We start from the raw sequence: 16,071 nt of genomic DNA, 5'->3' as shown, positions 1-16,071 counted from the left end.
CCCATCAATAAAAAAGGCGGCGCGATGCGCCGCCTTTTTTATTGATGGTCTAGGACAAACTGGTGAATGCGATCGCAGGTTTCGGGCAGAATCTCATGATGCATCTCGTACTCTTCATACTCGACCGTTGCGCCTAAGCTTTCAAATACCTTTTGGCTATTCCGCGCTGCACTAATGGGAACTACAGGATCGAGCGTACCGTGAGCGATCAAAATTGGTGGGAAAGCCTCATCTGCTAATTCTTGCAACTCCTCTTCGGCAATGTGTAGATAACCGCTTAGCGCAATTAGCCCTGCCAAGGGAAAGACTAACCCCACATCCAAAGTCATTGCGCCGCCTTGGGAGAAGCCTAAGAGAAAGGTCTTTTCTAGCGGTATTCCCGTTAGTGATGGTAAATCCTCAAGGAACTGACTGAGTAATTCACAGCTTTTGGCTAAGCCATCCGTATCAAGATTTTGGAGGTCATACCACATCTTGCCATTGGGCATTGGATGATCAAAGGGAGCTTCAGGAAAAATCCATTGATAGTTGGGCAAATTGATCAACGGAGTTAGAGATACTAAATCATCACAGTTGGCTCCCCATCCATGCAGGGCAACGATCGCACCTTGGGCATTGGGATTGGGTAACTGTTCAGGTAGCGATCGGTAATTTAAGGTCATGCTCAACAGTCCGTAGTTTTGGGCAGCATCTAGCGATATATCTGGAAGATGACGCAGCATATCATCCCATGTAGTTTGGGCTTGCAGTGACTCTACAACTAACGGTAATGGTTCGGCAAGAATAGCAGGAAAATTTGCTTCTTCGGGGAACTGGGTTTTAAAAGCTAGTTGTTCATCGGGCGGTGTGAATTGCGTGTTGATTCCAACTTTGTTACCTCTAGCATCCACTCTATACCAACCAAATTCAGGTAAATAGATCGCATTAAACCCATGCAAACTATAGGGAGCGCCTTGATCATCAATGCTTAATCTCTGATAACAAAATCCTGCGGGAATCTGATTAGCTCGGAGGAGAGCCGCGAGGAGATGGCTCTTGGCATAGCAATAACCTGTTTTGTGTTTTAGTACATCTGATGCTCGACAAGTCACAGGGTTCATTTGATAGTCAACGCTATGGCAAATTTCATCGCGTACCCATTCAAAACAAGCCTTGGCGATCGCCTCTGGTGTTTGATGTCCCAAGGCGATCTGATGGGCGCATTTAATGATTTCAGGATGTTGCCAATCAATAACTGCACTAACTTGTAAATATTCTTCCATCTTCAAAAGCTGGGATTCTCACCTGCGGGATTTTTGGGACTTTAAGGGGCGAATGGTAAGGCTTATCAACATCGCTTACAATAAAAACGCATAGAAAATGCACTTTTAAAAATCAAACCATAACACATTCTAAAAATTGCTGGAGAATTGCCTGAATGCAACTCGTCGCGCTTCAGAACTTACTGGATAACTCATCATTTGCCATCCTTTTTGCAACTATGCTGGTATTTTGGGTGCATGTGGCGTTCCCAAACCTACCCTACTTACGATCGCTAGGAAATGCAGGTATGGCGATCGCCAATCTTTGTATTGCCACCTTACTGGGAGCGCGTTGGATTGATGCTGGCTATTTCCCCCTGAGCAATCTTTACGAATCGCTATTTTTCTTAGCATGGGGCATGACCACCATGCATATTGTCGTGAATAGCATTGGCAAAACCAGCGCCAATGACAATGCTAAGCGACTCATCGGTGCTTTTACTGCACCTGTGGCGATGGGGATTACGGCTTTTGCAGCGCTTGCTTTACCCGCAGGGATGCAAGTATCAGAGCCATTAGTTCCTGCGCTGAAGTCGAATTGGTTAATGATGCATGTGACAGTGATGTTGCTGAGCTATGCGGCTTTGATGACAGGCAGTATTTTAGCGATCGCCTTTTTGATTGTTACTCGCGGTCAGGAAGTAGTGCTACAGGGTAGCTCCTTTGGCACAAACATGCGGAGCATTGCTACAAACCCTGAGAGCAATTCCTCAAATACTTTTGCTGCTTTTGCCGTTGAAAGTATGGGTAGTGCTTTAAATTCAACAAATAGCACCACCTTAACAGCGGAGGCGATCGCTACGCAAACAAGATCGACAACTAAACCGCTATCTTTGCGCCGCCTCACCCTTGGCGAGACTCTCGACAATCTGAGCTATCGGGCGATCGGCTTAGGCTTTCCCCTCTTGACGATCGGGATCATCGCGGGTGGCGTATGGGCAAATGAAGCATGGGGTTCCTATTGGAGTTGGGACCCTAAGGAAACTTGGTCATTGATTACATGGCTAGTGTTTGCCGCCTATTTGCATACGCGCATTACCAAAGGTTGGCAAGGACGCAAACCTGCAATTTTAGCTAGCGTTGGTTTATTAGTAGTGTGGACTTGCTATCTAGGCGTAAATCTCCTTGGTAAAGGTTTACACAGCTACGGCTGGTTTCTCTAAATAAAAAAGCCTCGCGAAGCGAGGCTTTTTTATAGCAATGTAAGTTTTGCTGAGGACATAAAACCCAAAAAGCGAGTTGCGGCGCGAAGCGCCGCAACTCGCTTTTTGGGTTTTGGTTTGTACTGGCTAACTCTTGCTTTGCTGTATTTAAAAATCTTCGCGCTTGCGAAGTTCTTGTTCTAATTTTGGCAAGCTGTCTAATTCAAATACCGTAATTTGTCCAGAATTGGCACTACCTTTGCCATTTTGCAGAACTTCCACCCAATAGCCATATTTTTTGCCCTTGCGAAGTTCTCCCTGCAAGGCGGCTAACAACGGTGAAGCATTTTTAGCTTGCGATCGCCGCACCATCGCCGCCGTGGGATAGGCATAGACCTTCTGAGCCTTGGCATAGTCACGCATAATTTCGGGGCCATAGATTGATCGCAAGGATTCTTCAAGGCGCGATCTAGTCACACCGTTGATAATGTCAAAAAACTTGATCTGCTCACTGCGAATTACCCTCGCCGAGCCTTGGATTTCAGCAATTCCGGGGAGTACCACACTGGCTTGAAACTGAAAGCGCCTAGAGGGAGTGTCACTTTTGCGGACTAACAATCTTTCACCGAGGGCGGGGCGGAGGGCGGGATTTCCTTTGATCCAATCGATAACTTGTTCAGGAGGTTGTCCGGGTAAGGCGATCGCCGAAGGCATGGCTTGCCACTGGGTAGGCAAGGCATAACTAAATACCTGTGCGGCTATTTGCGTCAAAAGCGTGGTGGCGATCGCGATTTTCGCACTGTGGATTTTGGCGCTCTTAAAGCAATTCATGGGACTCCTCTATACCAATCAAGCCTGAAGGAAAATTTTTATGAGAAATTTATTGGCAAATGATGGCAGAAAGGATATCACGGTCAGGCAAGTTTGTAACGACAATTTCTTGTTTTTTCTAGTTCTCAAGACAAAAGCCTCGCTAAGCGAGGCTTTTGTCTTGATTAAAGGCGGCGCTTTGCCCCACCTTTAATGATTTAGGAAAACTTGATTAAGCTTCAAAGGCGGCGATCGCCTGTTCGACAATGGCGAGAGCTTGATCGATCTCGGCAGCAGAAACCGTTAGGGGTGGCACAAAGCGCACCACCTTCACACCCGCAGGCACAAGCAATAAACCATGCTCGATCCCTGAGGCAACCACATCGCGAGCCTGAATATTGCTAGATTCTTGAAGCACTAAGCCATCAATTAAGCCCCATCCACGCACGGAGGCGAGATGCTGGGGATAGCGATCGCAAATAGCTTGCAAACCAGTTCGCAGTTGTTGACCGCGTTCTCTAGCGTTGGCAATCAGATTATCCTTAACCATCGTCCCACTCACTGCGAGAGCCACCGCACAGGCAAAGGGATTACCGCCAAAGGTACTGGCATGATCCCCCGCCTCAAACACATCGCAAGTGGATTTGCACATCATCGCGCCAATGGGAATCCCGCCGCCCAAGCCCTTCGCGGAGGTAAATACATCGGGCTGAATCCCCAGATTTTCATAGCCCCAGAGCATTCCACTGCGTCCCATGCCTACTTGCACTTCATCAATGATCAGCAGAGCTTTGGTTTCGTCGCAGAGTTCGCGGACACGGGCAAAATAGGCGCGATCGCCGGGGTTGACACCACCTTCGCCTTGCAGTGGTTCGAGCATGATCGCCGCCAGTCTGCCTTCGTATTTTTTAACCGCAGCTTCGAGAGCAGCAATGTCGTTGTAGGGAATGTAGTCAAATCCTGCAACTAGAGGAGCAAAGTTTTTATGATATTTGGGCTGACCTGTGGCGGTTACCGTGGCTAAAGTCCGTCCGTGAAAACTTGCATTAGCAGTCAAAATTACAGGCTCATCAATGCCGAGCTTGGTATGGGCATATTTCCGCGCCAACTTGATCGCGCCTTCGTTAGCCTCTGCGCCAGAATTACAGAAAAAAGCTTTGTCAGCGCAGGAATTTTGGACAAGCCATTTAGCCAATTGACCTTGGGGCGCAAAATAAAACAAATTAGAGGCATGGTGCAGGGTTTGGATCTGCTCAGTTACCGCTTTAACCATGGCAGGATGTGCGTGTCCCAACGTACAAGTAGCAATACCCGCCACAAAATCTAAATATTCCTTGCCCGTGCTGTCCCATACCCGACAGCCTTCTCCACGCTCGAGGGCGATCGGAAAGCGAGCATAGGTACTCATCACATATTGATTAAACTCAGCGATCGCGTCAGGAGCAGAAATAGCATCTACCTGAGCTTGAGATTGTACTTCTAGCGTAGTTGGAGACATGGATAAAAATGTAATAATGCTGTTAATTTTATTATGAATGATATAAGAATGTTCGCGGGGCTTCTGTAGTGGAATTAGCGAATCAAAAATCCAAGGATCAATTTTGATGACATGGCGAAGCGATGTCATCAAAATTGATCCTTGATTAAATTGCAGCAGGTATAAGGTATGGCATACATTATTCAAAATCAAGGAACTCCCCAAGAACGTGTTTGCGATCTCCGACAGGGCGTAAATACGATTGGGCGCGGACTAGATAACAGTATTGTGGTTGAAGATGATGCCCGTAGCCTATCTCGTCATCATGCCGAAATTCAAGTGACAGACAGGGGGATCTACGTTACCGATCTCAATAGCAGCAATGGCACATTCGTTAATCAAACCAAAATTGTCCAACAAAAGTTAAATCATGGCGATTTTGTACAATTTGGTAGCGTTATTTTTCGTTTAGTGGATGAAGCTAATTCTGAGTCTAATACTAGTGGCTCTCAAGTTCCCGCCAATGCGAACTCAGGCTTATCGATCTTAATGCGAGTCTCTCCCGAAAAATCTCGCGTGAATATGCAGGACTTACTGCAACACCAGCAACTAGAGCCGACGGGATCGGTTTTGCTGATTTCAGGTAATGATGAGACGCAGCGCACCTCGGCAAAGTTACGAGTTTTACTGGAAGTTAGCCAAGAGCTAGCTTCGCCCGAAGCCTATTCGGCTTTGCCCGAGAAGATTCTCGATCTGTTGCTAAAGATCATGTCAGTCGATCGCGCTGTACTGTTGCTAGTTGATGCAAAAACAGGGCAGCTAGAGCCAAAGGCTTACAAATTCAGTGATTCAAAATCTACCGCCAACTTAGATTTTTATAGCCGCAAGATTACCAATTTTGTCTTAAAACAAGGTGACGCGATCATTAGTGATGACGCTTCAGGCGATCGCCGCTTTGATAGTTCCCAATCAATTATTCAGCAATCGATTCAAGCAGCCATGTGTGCGCCCTTAAAACCTAGAGATCAGGCGATCGGCGTGTTGTATGTAGATAACCTTTCCCGAGGTCATGCCTATCACAAAGAAGATCTCGAATTTTTGAGCAGTTTGGCAAATCAAGCAGCGATCGCGATCGAAAATGCCAATCTTTATAAAAGTATGCAATCGGAAGTGATTCGTCGAACAAAACTAGAGCGTTTTTTCCCTGCGGCGGTCAGCCAAAAGATCGAGGAAGGCTGGGACTTAAATCGCATCGTCGAAACGGAAGTTACCGCCCTATTTTCCGATATTAGCGGCTTCACTGAAATGACATCGCAAATGCAACCCCGCAAGGTGTTGGAATTCTTAAATGAATATTTCAAGGTCATGGTCGAAGATATTGTGTTTCCCTATGGCGGCACATTGGAGAAATATATTGCCGATGCCCTCTTAGCGGTTTGGGGTTCTCCCTATCAAAAGGAAGATGATGCAATCATGGCAGTAAATGCCGCGATCGCTATGCAATGGGCGATGAAACAGCTTAACGAAGATTGGACAGAACAAGGACGTGATCTGCAAATCCAGATTCACATTGGCTTAAATACAGGCATGGTCGCCGCAGGTAATATTGGCTCCGAAAATCTTATTCAATACACCAATATTGGCGATACGATGAATGTGGCGAGCCGCATTTGTACGGCTGCTAAAGCTGGTGAAGTTTTCATCTCTGAAAGCACCAAAAGTCATATTTCTCAATTCAATCTTCCCTTAGAAAAATTGGAACCTGTAAAAGTGAAAGGGAAAGAAGAGGCTTTGCAGTTATATCGAGTCAATTGGCAAAATGTTGATGTCCGCGAAGTTTTGAGCAAAACTAAAACCATTTTCCCCAAAGGTGTTTAGTCGGTTTCCGTAGGCGTTAAAACAAAACGAGATCACGAAATTTTTTGTAGTGTGGGCTTTAATGTATGCCCAAAAGCAAACCAAACGCGCAAAGTCCTTACAATAGGATAGCTATATTTTTGATGAGGCTTTTCAAAATAGTCTTAAGTAGCAAGGCGAAATTAAATATACCCTCAAACCTGTGGCGCACACTGCGCGTGCGCCACAGGTTTGGGTTCTGTCTTTTTAATTATGTCCAGCTACTTATGAAGCCATCAGCAATCAATTTATTTTAAATATTAATCATTCAGAATACTAATTATGTCACCCGATTATATAAAGGCTCAATTAATTCTACTTATTTCTATCGTTGCAGGGATAGCCTTTGTGGGCTGCATTTACGAAATATCCTATGGCGCACCAGATTTTGGTTTTGCTACAACTTGGGCGATTTTATTACTGAGTGTCCCTGTGGGTGTCTATAGCTTTGTTAAAGCAGTCAGCCTCGCCCGAAAGTCCATGCAATAAGCTCATCAGTATCACAAAAGTGTCGCCCCACTGTTGTGATTTAAAAATCAAACCCAGTAAAGTTTTTTAAATGAAGAAATGGCTACGCCATTTCTTCATTTGGTATTAGGTACTGATCGCCTATTGCTTTAGCAACATGATAGTAATCTCACGGATATTTCTGATAAACCCAAACCACCATGACTTTACCTCAGGAATCTAAGCAAACGGCGATCAAACATAAACTACATCCTCGATGGAGAATTCGTTCTCGCCTATTTTTATCCTGTATTTTTGCCTTAATTGTGGCGGTTCTGCTTCCATCTTGGTTTAAGTTATCTACTCGGATTCTCTGTATTTGGGATGCTGGAATAATCTGTTTCTTAGCCTCAACTTGGTTCCTAATGCGGAAAGTAACACCAAAAACAATGCGTCTCAACGCTCAAAGTCAAGATGAAGGACGCTTTGTAATTTTGAGCTTAATTACGGCCGCCGCTTGCGCGAGTATTCTCGCGATCGCGTTTACTTTGCGAGAAACCAAAGGAGAGCAGTTAAATGTAGTGCTACCCCATTTACTTCTTGCAGCAGGGACAATTATTGGATCATGGTTGCTCGTTCATACTATTTTTGCAATGCACTATGCTCACAAATATTATCAAGACCATAAAATCCAGAGTGACTCTTGTGCAGGAGGATTAGACTTTCCTGACGATATTGAGCCAGACTACTGGGACTTTTTATACTTTTCTTTTGTGATTGGGATGACTAGTCAAGTTTCAGATGTGGCAATTACGTCGCAATCTCTCAGAAGATTAGCTTTAGTACATGGAATTCTCTCCTTTTTCTTTAATACAGCAATTGTGGCGATGAGTATTAATCTGATTGCAGGTTTAATTCAGTAAATATTGCTTGAGAAAGGGTGACCAAAATTTGATGGCGATCGCCTATTGATGTAGCTTACTTTTCCCGTTAAGTATGAATTTGCGCAAGAAGCCAGCCTTGGCAAAGTTCACATAGATTAGACCAGCCCCGCCAGAGGACTTGAATACCAATGGGAGATTTACGACGATGCTCAAGATACCCGCCAAGGAAAGCTATCGATTCGATAGCCCAAGCAACAGTTAAAACAGGAGGAGATTTAGGGAATCTAGCCTTTAAAACCTGAATTTGGACAGGAGAAAGAATCTCAACGGCAGGAGCATCAGGTTGATTGCGATGGAGATAAGTAACCTGTAAAAGTTCGACCGCACAGACACTTAAAAAGCCTAACAATGTCTTCATCCCTTCAGCAGCAAGTCTATAGCGCTCACACTGACAGCCAGACTTAAAGATTTTATGGAAATCTTCCACACGCCAACGGTAAGTATACCAACGTAAAATCTTAATTGCCGTCTCTAGTTCTTCTACGACTTCAGTGGTCAACAGCATCCATTCCAAAGAGGTTTCACCTTCTGGGCAATCGATTTCCGTTGCATAGACAGCATAAACGGTTAATGGGTCACGATTGTCAAAGCGATAGGGAACCCCTAGATGAACCTTAGAAAATCGTACTGCCAGCTTCGCGATACGGGCTTTACGTTTACCAGTCTCTGGTACTTTGATTTCCTGTTCAAATCTTGCGGGTTGTGACTCCAGTTTTTGCCATAGTCGTTCGCTATTTTGGTCTAAGCTACGGTCATGGGCTGCACGCACTAATACGCCTGTATGTTTCAGTTGTCGTACTTGGTCGAAGACTTCGGTGATATCTCCTTCACGGTCGAAAATATGAATTACATTGGTGCTGCTACTGACTTGATGCTCGACTTCGCTCATTGCTTCTACCCATCGATAAGATTCTTTATCGTTGAATGACCTTTGTCGCGCTGCTTTTCTCGCTATGGCAAGTCGCTGTTTTTTTGCTTCTGGAGTTTCATCTTGCGGTGGCTTGGCTTTCGGTTCGCGGTTCCACAGTTTCTGCCATAACAACCCGATTACTTGTCCTTGTTCGGGGGCGATCGCTAAGGCACTATGCAGAATTAATCCGTTCCCACCATTTCCTGTTGGTCCATACCCTTCCCGTTTGGCTTTAATTTTGCCATAATCTAGATAGGTGGTATCTCCTATGCATAAGACCAATTCTTGTTCTTCCACGGCTTCACTGGTCATTTGACAGTGTGGTTTTATGATCTTGCTAAATTCTGTTTTCCGATTGGCGAAAACTCATAAGCTCTTTTTAACTCAGAGCCACTTTTGAATATCTCGGACAACGCTTTCCCAAATCCTTCACTTAGTTTTTTGCCGATTGCGTACGCTCTGTCGCTTAGTCTCTCATCCCCTAATTCACAACTCGCAAAGTTTTTGTCCCACCAGTTCATCTTTTTTCTTCCCTGCTTTTTCTTGATTTTTTATACTTTAACCCCATCCGTACCCTCTACCTGAAAGGCTCTTCTGGTTTACCTTTCAAAGATGCCGTGAAAAGTAAGATTGATGTAGTGGCGATCGCCACCTGTCCAAAACCGTGAGACCACGATGATAGTTCGCTCCAAAATGATGCAGTTAAGCGGGAGTGAAAAAATTTAGGTGACATTTTTTTAATGGCTTCTCCTTCAACTAACTCATAACTTGCGTCTAGATCTGGCAAGCTCAAGAACTCAGCTAAAGTTAATGGTTGCTTTACCTCTGGGCTAGTTGCGCTTTTTTCAATGGCAATACTGGTCATGTTTTCGCTCCTAATCAAGTTAGGCAAGTCATGTCTTATCCCAAAACTAAAAATGGCATAGCCATTTTTAGTTTTAAAAAACCTTACTGGGTTTAATTTTTAATTCACAAAAGTGTTATCACACTTTCGTGAATTAGTATTAATTTAGCAAATGGGCGATCGCCTCCATCAAAAAAGGCACAGCCCCCTCATCCCACAGCCCCTCAGAGCGTCGTCCTGTTAATAACTGAAAATGTAAATTAAAAGCGTAAGGATAGCCATTCACCTCAAGGCAAATATCCTCAGTCTCCAACGTGCAACAAATTTTTTCCCCATCCGATAGCTCAGTCGCCATATATTGCATCGTCTCTGAGAGTTGCGATGCTAATTTACAAAAATCTTTAAATTCACCTTCAGTTAGTTCGATCGCCCAACTGTTTGCCCCCACTAGCCCCTTATATATATCCACATCTGCGCGAAAACCAATTCGCCAACCATCACCGCAGAGTAGTTGCTTTGCTGAATTTTGATCCGTGAAATTTAACATAGTCCTTTCAGAATTTATAGTTTGTCGCACTTGGCACGACAAACTATAAATTCAAGCCTTTCAGTCGCTTAGAATTTCAGGTTGGGAAATTTCGTCGGACATTTCCATAATGGCTCGCAAAATCGGCTTCATCATGCGATCGTCATAATCATCGTCTTCGTAGCGTCTGAGCTTAGCGCGATTCGCAACCTGCACCGTAATGCGATAACGGTTAGAAGAAGCGTTTATTAATTCCTCGACCCGACGAATAATTTGCGATGAATCAACAGCGTAACGTTTTGCCATAAATCCCAAAGAAAATGAGTTTTTCTAGTCTAACGCGATCGCGCCCCTCTTGCAAAGCTAAGTAGCGGGGCACAATTAAATATAAAAGCCCAAAAACTGTGGCTCACATAGCGCGTGAGCCACAGTTGAGATACCAAGAAACCCAAAAAGAGTTGCATCACAACTCTTTTTGGGTTTCTTACTTTAAGTAGAAATGACTGGATCACGGCGATCAAAAATTTGGCTCAGAACTAAATCAATGAAATTGATCAGAAAATATTTCAACCAACCGAGTTTTGTGATGTAATATGATGGTCTCGCATAGCTATTTGGGGCGGATTCTTCAAATCCATGACTGCAAAGAAAGTACTGGTAATTGATGACAGTATCATGATCCGCAAAATGGTTAAAAGCATTTTAGCGGGTAAATATGATGTTTTAGAAGCAAGTGATGGCAAATCAGGACTAGATGCCGCTCGTAGAGCCTTTCCTGACTTAATCTTGCTTGATTTCGTGATGCCCAAATACAATGGCTACCAAACTTTACAAGCAATTCGGCGTGTCGAAGGATTGCAAAAAGTCCCTGTAATCATGATTTCAGGGCTAAAGGAGCAGGTCACCGAACATGTTCCTGAACCATTTACTGAATTTGATTTTCTTGAAAAGCCCTTTGAAGCCGATGTACTGGTTTCCCGAATTCAAAACTTTTTAACCCCAGAGCCTGCTCAGCCTGTTTCAAGGGCATCATCGCGATCATCAGATCCTGTCACAGTAAGACAAGATCACACGGTGGCTGAAGAACCCAACCTTCAAATGATCCTCAATCGACTCACCTCCACGGAGACTTTGTTAGTCCAAGGGATCGAGAACTTAATCCAGCGCGAAGTTGTGGCTAGGTTTAATGACTTAAATACTCGGATAGAACACCAAGATCACGCTATTAAATCCTTAAATCAGCGCATGGAAAAAATCTCCGAGCAAATTGAGCATCAAAATAAAGGACTAATGGTGATATTGCGCGAACTAAAATCTCTGCAAGGCAAATAAAAAAAGGAGTCTCCTTGAGACTCCTTTTTTTATTTGTTGACTTATAAAAATTTTGCTTTGCTAGCCACTAACAAAACGCAAAAGTGAAAAGGGGTGATTTGCGCCACTCTTCACTTTTGAATTTAGCGAGTAGCGATCGTTTCCACTTTGGAAGTATCTACAGCTACTACTGGAATATTGACCGAAGCTGTAGCGCTTTCACTGGTCTCTAACTCACCTTTAGGAGTTGTAAAGTAGAGTACAGCTAGAGGTAACGCACCCACCACAATACCTAGCATTGCAGGAACATAAAAACCAGCATTAAAGCTCAGTAGCAAAGCAAACATAAAGTTGCCCGCATACATGATGGTGGGAAACAAAATCTGCTGACGATTGAGGATTGGTTGATTAGCTTTGCCCCAAATTAGGGAAGCTACAGTCATAAATACAGCGCCAGTTCCCATCCAGCCGACAAAGTTTTGGTAAGGCATTCCGTAGAACTCACCCGCTTGATGCCATTCCCAAAAAGGATAAGGCGTTTGACTCATGGCAGGATCAAGGACAAAATCCCACGATGTGAGCATTAATGCACCAAGGGCGATCGCACTAATTCTGGGGATAAATCCTGTACCAAAACGCATCACTGTCGCGGCAACAAGGAAAGCGGAAAAACCCATGTAAAACCAAGACAGGGGGATCGTAAATGGCACTAACCCAGCAATTTTATAACCTAGTCCACTTAAGTAGGAATAAGCACCAAAGGGGAAGCCTGTGCTTGTGCCTAGTAGTTCGCTAGTTACGGAAATACCGATCGCAGGAATACAAAATGCTAAAGTTCGCTTTAGCCCGATGGTTTGCTTGCCGTACAAAAATGCGGCGATCGCGCCAAAAATCATGTAGGATGCACCGCCATTTTGCATTCCCCATGAAAAGACTTGCAAACCAGCCTCTGACAAGCTTTCAATAAATGCGGTATTTGGTAGTACCAAAATTAAGCCAAATAAGCCAAATACCATTGAAACTAGGTGCATTCCTAAATTAACCCATTGTGCGGAGATCGCTCGCCTCATCACGCCATTTACTCCCAGAAATAGTTGAAATTTACTCGACAATATAATTTATGCGGATCGCTTAGAGCTTGATGCCACATATTCAGAATTACTAGTTGAGTTTGATTTTTTGCTTTAATTAACTTAACAAAAGTATAAGCTAGCATACCATTCATTTTTGAGTTTGATAGGAAGCAAGAAAATCTAGGGCTGACTTTGAGTGCCAAGCTTTCTTATATCTGTTGACATTCTTGTTAGAACACAAAAGCAGAGAACGAGTTGCGCCGCTTCGCGCCGCAACTCGTTCTCTGCTTTTGTGTTTGCAAATCCTTGCGGGGTATGATTTTCAACTCATGCAAGTGTTAGCACAATTTGGTAAATTAAAAAACAAACCCCGTATTAAAGTTGCGGCGCAACTTTAATACGGGGTTTGTTTTTTGCTTTAGAGAGGGCTTAACCCACTCTGTTGAAGTAAGTTAAACGAATCTTTGAAAATCATCACCACACCTAATCCCAATAAAATTACTAAGCCACCTTGCATGACATTATTTTGTAATTCTTCGGGCAAGGGTTTACCTCCTCGCAAAGCTTCGATCGCCAGAAACACTAATTGACCACCATCAAGGGCGGGCAAGGGCAAAATATTAATAATCGCCAGATTAATGCTAATAATTGCGGTGAAATCAAATAGGGCTGCGGCATCGGACTTTACTAGCTCGGAACCCATAGCAACGATCGCGACAGGGCCAGACAACTGGGAAGCTGTATTTTGGAAATTAGTAGCCAGTTGCTTTAAACCTTGGACAGTCATCACTACCAAGCGCTCAAAGCTCTGAGTTGCATTATCAAACGCTTCACCAATATTGCGTACCGCCCGACGATGGGGTTTGCCTGTAAAATCTAGCCTTACGCCGATTCTACCTTTACCATCATTACCTTCAGGCAAGATCGGCACTTGTAGCAATTGACCATTACGCATTACTTGCAAATCCACGGTTTGATTAGCATTTTTAGCAATCAAAGATTGGAAGCGATCCAAAGTCGTCAAACTGGTATCAAAAGTATTGCCATTAGCCGACAAGATGACATCGCCAGATTGTAATCCTGACATCGCCGCAGGAGCATTTGGCTCAAGGATTTTACTGATTCTCACGCCTGGTTGATCGACTGTGCCAATACCAACGCTCACAGTCATTACTAATAGGACTAGATAGGCAAATACAAAATTGGCAATCACGCCTGCACTAATAACGATCGCCCGATCTATGATTGGGCGATTCTTCATTAGGTTGGGATCGTTGGCGGGAATATCACTTTCTTCGTCATCGTCAGGAAACCCAACATAACCACCGAGGGGAATTGCCCGCAGTGCGTATTCCGTTTGCTTCCCCTGATATTTCCACAGCACGGGACCAAACCCAATCGAAAATCGATTTACATGAATACCCTGTACACGGGCCGCCATAAAGTGTCCGAGTTCATGTACCAAAATCAGAATCGCAAGGACAGCAATTGCAGGCAATGCAGACATAGGCTTAGCTCTAAAAGATTTAGATGTTTATTTAAATATTTTTTATAGTTGTGGTCACTTGCCTTAGGACAAAGCAAGACCTAAGGAACGAATTGCGGCGCTTCGCGCCGCAATTCGCCTTCTGGTTTTGTGTCCTAACAAGAATGGCAACAGCTATATGTTGTCAGCAATACACAAAATATTGCTTAGTCTGCGATCGTAACATAACCAAAAGCAGACCAATACTATGTAAGCTCGTACTTTTGGGTTAAGCCAATGGTTTAAACCCAAAATCCTTATGTTAAGATTAATGTATATATGTCATAAATTATTTCAATTAATTAATTTTTGTTAACAGGATGCTCTGACATGAATAATACAGTTCGCATTGCAGCTTCAATTGGTCGCCTAGTCTTCAGTTCAGACTCAGCACCTGTTTCCTTAACTCAAGCTTCGTTACTGTTGCTTCGGGTGGTATTGGGTACAGTCATGGTGCATAACGGCTTAGATAAACTATCTGATATTTCTGGTTTTGCGGAAGCCTATGTAGAGGTACTGGGCTTACCATTCCCAATTTTCTTTGCCTATTGTGCGGCTTTGACGGAGTTAGTTGCTTCGCCTCTCCTAGCTCTGGGATTCCTCACCAGACCTGCTGCCCTAGGATTGTTTTCAACAATGCTAGTGGCAAATTATCACCATATTTTAGTTGGTGGCTTCTCGATTCCATCCATTGAGCTATCCTCAATCTATGCGGTATCTTTTGCCTTTTTTGTTATTTATGGTGGAGGCAAGTATGCGATCGACACTTTGATCGCCAATACTTTAAATAAATTTTTGGGCAATAATGCCGAAAATATTGGCGTTGCTCAACCAGCAAGAGTTACTATCTCCCAAAAATAAGTATTTGTGCATAAAAAAATGTGGCTCCCAATCTGGGTAAGCCACATTTTTTTGTGAATAAATACTCACTCTATTACTGTCAGAAGAATTGTCAACATTAAAATAAATAATTAAGATTTTGCGACAAAATCGTATACCCCCTACTTATTCATTGGGATAATTTATTTTAATTTTTATTAAATCGTAGTTTAGGATACTTCATCGACATTTATTTTAAACAATACAATTTCTATATTGACTTATCTAAGTAGATCAGCACAATTAAATATAAAACCCTAAAAGTTATGACGTATACTCCGCCTGCACTATAACTTTTGGCTCTATTTTTTTAATTATGCCGAGTCAATTATATGAACTTGATACATTAATTTTATATAGTGATAGCTAAAACTTATTACTTAATTACTAACTCCAATATCTTCGCCACATAAGCAAGTATAAATATTTTCAAGATTATCAAATAATTTCAGATGACTGCGCTAGAATATGTGCGGATGAGTATTTCTTGATCGCATGTTTGTTTTCAGTATTGACAGTTGTCTTCTGTTTCATCGTGGCAGGCTTCTTTCCGAAATCTCTATCTCTACACATATCTGATTGTTGAAGCAAGTATTATGTCTATTTATGTTGGTAATCTCTCTTATGAGGTTACAGAAGATGATTTAAAAGCCGTATTTGCCGAATATGGCAAAATTACGCGCGTCCATTTACCGATTGACCGCGAGTCTGGTCGCCCACGCGGTTTCGCTTTTGTGGAAATGACTGCGGAAAATGAAGAAGATGCAGCCATTGAAGCTCTAGATGAAGCTGAATGGATGGGTCGTTCTCTCAAGGTAAATAAGGCTAAGCCCCGTGAAAGCTCTGACTCCTTTGGTGGTGGTAGAGGCGGATTTAAGGGCGGTGGTCGTCCTTCTGGCGGCGGTGGCGGTCGTCGTTACTAATCCATAAAAAAGGGGATGCTTGGCATCCCCTTTTTTATATAGCAATGTAAGTTTTGCTTAAGA

General features: G+C 43.4%; 16 protein-coding genes and 2 pseudogenes. 7 read left to right on the top strand and 11 right to left on the bottom strand.

Annotated elements, in window-relative coordinates:
* Positions 1 to 38 precede the first annotated feature (38 nt).
* Positions 39 to 608, bottom strand: a pseudogene (locus tag H6F42_RS22260) (alpha/beta hydrolase); the annotation flags it as partial.
* 60 nt (positions 609 to 668) lie between these two features.
* A pseudogene (locus tag H6F42_RS22255) lies at positions 669 to 1,262 on the bottom strand (transglutaminase family protein); the annotation flags it as partial.
* Between the two features lie 155 nt (positions 1,263 to 1,417).
* Between H6F42_RS22255 and ccsB the strand changes: the two are divergent.
* Positions 1,418 to 2,464 (top strand): c-type cytochrome biogenesis protein CcsB, encoded by a 1,047-nt coding sequence (gene ccsB, locus H6F42_RS03005; RefSeq protein ID WP_190397877.1) that lies wholly within the window; start codon positions 1,418 to 1,420, stop codon positions 2,462 to 2,464.
* Positions 2,465 to 2,611: 147 nt separating this feature from the next.
* On the opposite strand, the gene H6F42_RS03000 is transcribed toward ccsB, so the two are convergent.
* Both H6F42_RS03000 and H6F42_RS02995 read right to left on the bottom strand, forming a co-directional pair.
* The gene (locus H6F42_RS03000; protein WP_190397876.1) at positions 2,612 to 3,274 is read right to left on the bottom strand and encodes a hypothetical protein; all 663 of its coding nucleotides are present in this window, start codon (positions 3,272 to 3,274) and stop codon (positions 2,612 to 2,614) included.
* Positions 3,275 to 3,485: 211 nt separating this feature from the next.
* On the bottom strand, positions 3,486 to 4,751 hold the full coding sequence (locus H6F42_RS02995; RefSeq protein ID WP_190397961.1) for an aspartate aminotransferase family protein: 1,266 nt from the start codon (positions 4,749 to 4,751) through the stop codon (positions 3,486 to 3,488).
* Between the two features lie 168 nt (positions 4,752 to 4,919).
* Here H6F42_RS02995 and H6F42_RS02990 point away from each other — a divergent pair, with 168 nt between their 5' ends.
* The 3 genes from H6F42_RS02990 to H6F42_RS02980 all read left to right on the top strand — a co-directional run bounded on the left by H6F42_RS02990 (position 4,920) and on the right by H6F42_RS02980 (position 7,996).
* Complete coding sequence (locus H6F42_RS02990) at positions 4,920 to 6,608, top strand: adenylate/guanylate cyclase domain-containing protein (RefSeq protein WP_190397875.1); 1,689 nt, start codon at positions 4,920 to 4,922, stop codon at positions 6,606 to 6,608.
* A 300-nt stretch (positions 6,609 to 6,908) separates the two neighbouring features.
* Positions 6,909 to 7,115 carry a hypothetical protein gene (locus tag H6F42_RS02985; protein WP_190397874.1) on the top strand — a complete coding sequence of 69 codons (207 nt, stop codon included), beginning with the start codon at positions 6,909 to 6,911 and terminating at the stop codon, positions 7,113 to 7,115.
* A 179-nt stretch (positions 7,116 to 7,294) separates the two neighbouring features.
* Positions 7,295 to 7,996: a DUF1345 domain-containing protein gene (locus tag H6F42_RS02980; RefSeq protein ID WP_190397873.1), complete on the top strand. Its 702-nt coding sequence runs from the start codon at positions 7,295 to 7,297 to the stop codon at positions 7,994 to 7,996.
* A gap of 67 nt (positions 7,997 to 8,063) precedes the next feature.
* On the opposite strand, the gene H6F42_RS02975 is transcribed toward H6F42_RS02980, so the two are convergent.
* The 5 genes from H6F42_RS02975 to H6F42_RS02955 all read right to left on the bottom strand — a co-directional run bounded on the left by H6F42_RS02975 (position 8,064) and on the right by H6F42_RS02955 (position 10,603).
* Positions 8,064 to 9,239 carry an IS4 family transposase gene (locus tag H6F42_RS02975; RefSeq protein ID WP_242018306.1) on the bottom strand — a complete coding sequence of 392 codons (1,176 nt, stop codon included), beginning with the start codon at positions 9,237 to 9,239 and terminating at the stop codon, positions 8,064 to 8,066.
* A gap of 14 nt (positions 9,240 to 9,253) precedes the next feature.
* Complete coding sequence (locus H6F42_RS22250; protein ID WP_190397872.1) at positions 9,254 to 9,448, bottom strand: transposase DNA-binding-containing protein; 195 nt, start codon at positions 9,446 to 9,448, stop codon at positions 9,254 to 9,256.
* Positions 9,449 to 9,504: 56 nt separating this feature from the next.
* Positions 9,505 to 9,792: a Uma2 family endonuclease gene (locus H6F42_RS02965; protein ID WP_190397871.1), complete on the bottom strand. Its 288-nt coding sequence runs from the start codon at positions 9,790 to 9,792 to the stop codon at positions 9,505 to 9,507.
* A gap of 139 nt (positions 9,793 to 9,931) precedes the next feature.
* Positions 9,932 to 10,318 (bottom strand): DUF1818 family protein, encoded by a 387-nt coding sequence (locus H6F42_RS02960; protein ID WP_190397870.1) that lies wholly within the window; start codon positions 10,316 to 10,318, stop codon positions 9,932 to 9,934.
* A 60-nt stretch (positions 10,319 to 10,378) separates the two neighbouring features.
* Entirely contained in the window at positions 10,379 to 10,603 is a 225-nt protein-coding gene (locus H6F42_RS02955) for a DNA-directed RNA polymerase subunit omega (protein ID WP_190397869.1), read from the bottom strand.
* A 330-nt stretch (positions 10,604 to 10,933) separates the two neighbouring features.
* On the opposite strand from H6F42_RS02955, the gene H6F42_RS02950 reads away from it, so the two are divergent.
* Entirely contained in the window at positions 10,934 to 11,629 is a 696-nt protein-coding gene (locus H6F42_RS02950; protein WP_190397868.1) for a response regulator, read from the top strand.
* 122 nt (positions 11,630 to 11,751) lie between these two features.
* On the opposite strand, the gene cruF is transcribed toward H6F42_RS02950, so the two are convergent.
* Positions 11,752 to 12,720, bottom strand: coding sequence for a gamma-carotene 1'-hydroxylase CruF (gene cruF / locus H6F42_RS02945; protein ID WP_242018305.1), 969 nt, complete (start codon positions 12,718 to 12,720; stop codon positions 11,752 to 11,754).
* Positions 12,721 to 13,099: 379 nt separating this feature from the next.
* The gene (rseP, locus tag H6F42_RS02940; RefSeq protein WP_190397867.1) at positions 13,100 to 14,188 is read right to left on the bottom strand and encodes an RIP metalloprotease RseP; all 1,089 of its coding nucleotides are present in this window, start codon (positions 14,186 to 14,188) and stop codon (positions 13,100 to 13,102) included.
* 348 nt (positions 14,189 to 14,536) lie between these two features.
* Here rseP and H6F42_RS02935 point away from each other — a divergent pair, with 348 nt between their 5' ends.
* Both H6F42_RS02935 and H6F42_RS02930 read left to right on the top strand, forming a co-directional pair.
* The gene (locus H6F42_RS02935) at positions 14,537 to 15,067 is read left to right on the top strand and encodes a DoxX family protein (protein WP_190397866.1); all 531 of its coding nucleotides are present in this window, start codon (positions 14,537 to 14,539) and stop codon (positions 15,065 to 15,067) included.
* A gap of 614 nt (positions 15,068 to 15,681) precedes the next feature.
* Positions 15,682 to 16,008: an RNA-binding protein gene (locus tag H6F42_RS02930; RefSeq protein ID WP_190397865.1), complete on the top strand. Its 327-nt coding sequence runs from the start codon at positions 15,682 to 15,684 to the stop codon at positions 16,006 to 16,008.
* Positions 16,009 to 16,071 lie beyond the last annotated feature (63 nt).

Source organism: Pseudanabaena sp. FACHB-1998 (genome assembly GCF_014696355.1).
In the GTDB taxonomy this organism is placed as follows: domain Bacteria; phylum Cyanobacteriota; class Cyanobacteriia; order Pseudanabaenales; family Pseudanabaenaceae; genus Pseudanabaena.
The sequence above is the reverse complement of the archived record's forward strand: the minus strand, read 5'-3'. Positions and strand labels throughout refer to the sequence as shown.

Excerpts from the sequence above, each read along its gene's own strand:
- ccsB (WP_190397877.1), top strand. The coding sequence starts at position 1,418 with ATGCAACTCGTCGCGCTTCAGAACTTACTGGATAACTCATCATTTGCC.
- H6F42_RS03000 (WP_190397876.1), bottom strand. The coding sequence starts at position 3,274 with ATGAATTGCTTTAAGAGCGCCAAAATCCACAGTGCGAAAATCGCGATC.
- H6F42_RS02995 (WP_190397961.1), bottom strand. The coding sequence starts at position 4,751 with ATGTCTCCAACTACGCTAGAAGTACAATCTCAAGCTCAGGTAGATGCT.
- H6F42_RS02990 (WP_190397875.1), top strand. The coding sequence starts at position 4,920 with ATGGCATACATTATTCAAAATCAAGGAACTCCCCAAGAACGTGTTTGC.
- H6F42_RS02985 (WP_190397874.1), top strand. The coding sequence starts at position 6,909 with ATGTCACCCGATTATATAAAGGCTCAATTAATTCTACTTATTTCTATC.
- H6F42_RS02980 (WP_190397873.1), top strand. The coding sequence starts at position 7,295 with ATGACTTTACCTCAGGAATCTAAGCAAACGGCGATCAAACATAAACTA.
- H6F42_RS02975 (WP_242018306.1), bottom strand. The coding sequence starts at position 9,239 with ATGACCAGTGAAGCCGTGGAAGAACAAGAATTGGTCTTATGCATAGGA.
- H6F42_RS22250 (WP_190397872.1), bottom strand. The coding sequence starts at position 9,448 with ATGAACTGGTGGGACAAAAACTTTGCGAGTTGTGAATTAGGGGATGAG.
- H6F42_RS02965 (WP_190397871.1), bottom strand. The coding sequence starts at position 9,792 with ATGACCAGTATTGCCATTGAAAAAAGCGCAACTAGCCCAGAGGTAAAG.
- H6F42_RS02960 (WP_190397870.1), bottom strand. The coding sequence starts at position 10,318 with ATGTTAAATTTCACGGATCAAAATTCAGCAAAGCAACTACTCTGCGGT.
- H6F42_RS02955 (WP_190397869.1), bottom strand. The coding sequence starts at position 10,603 with ATGGCAAAACGTTACGCTGTTGATTCATCGCAAATTATTCGTCGGGTC.
- H6F42_RS02950 (WP_190397868.1), top strand. The coding sequence starts at position 10,934 with ATGACTGCAAAGAAAGTACTGGTAATTGATGACAGTATCATGATCCGC.
- rseP (WP_190397867.1), bottom strand. The coding sequence starts at position 14,188 with ATGTCTGCATTGCCTGCAATTGCTGTCCTTGCGATTCTGATTTTGGTA.
- H6F42_RS02935 (WP_190397866.1), top strand. The coding sequence starts at position 14,537 with ATGAATAATACAGTTCGCATTGCAGCTTCAATTGGTCGCCTAGTCTTC.
- H6F42_RS02930 (WP_190397865.1), top strand. The coding sequence starts at position 15,682 with ATGTCTATTTATGTTGGTAATCTCTCTTATGAGGTTACAGAAGATGAT.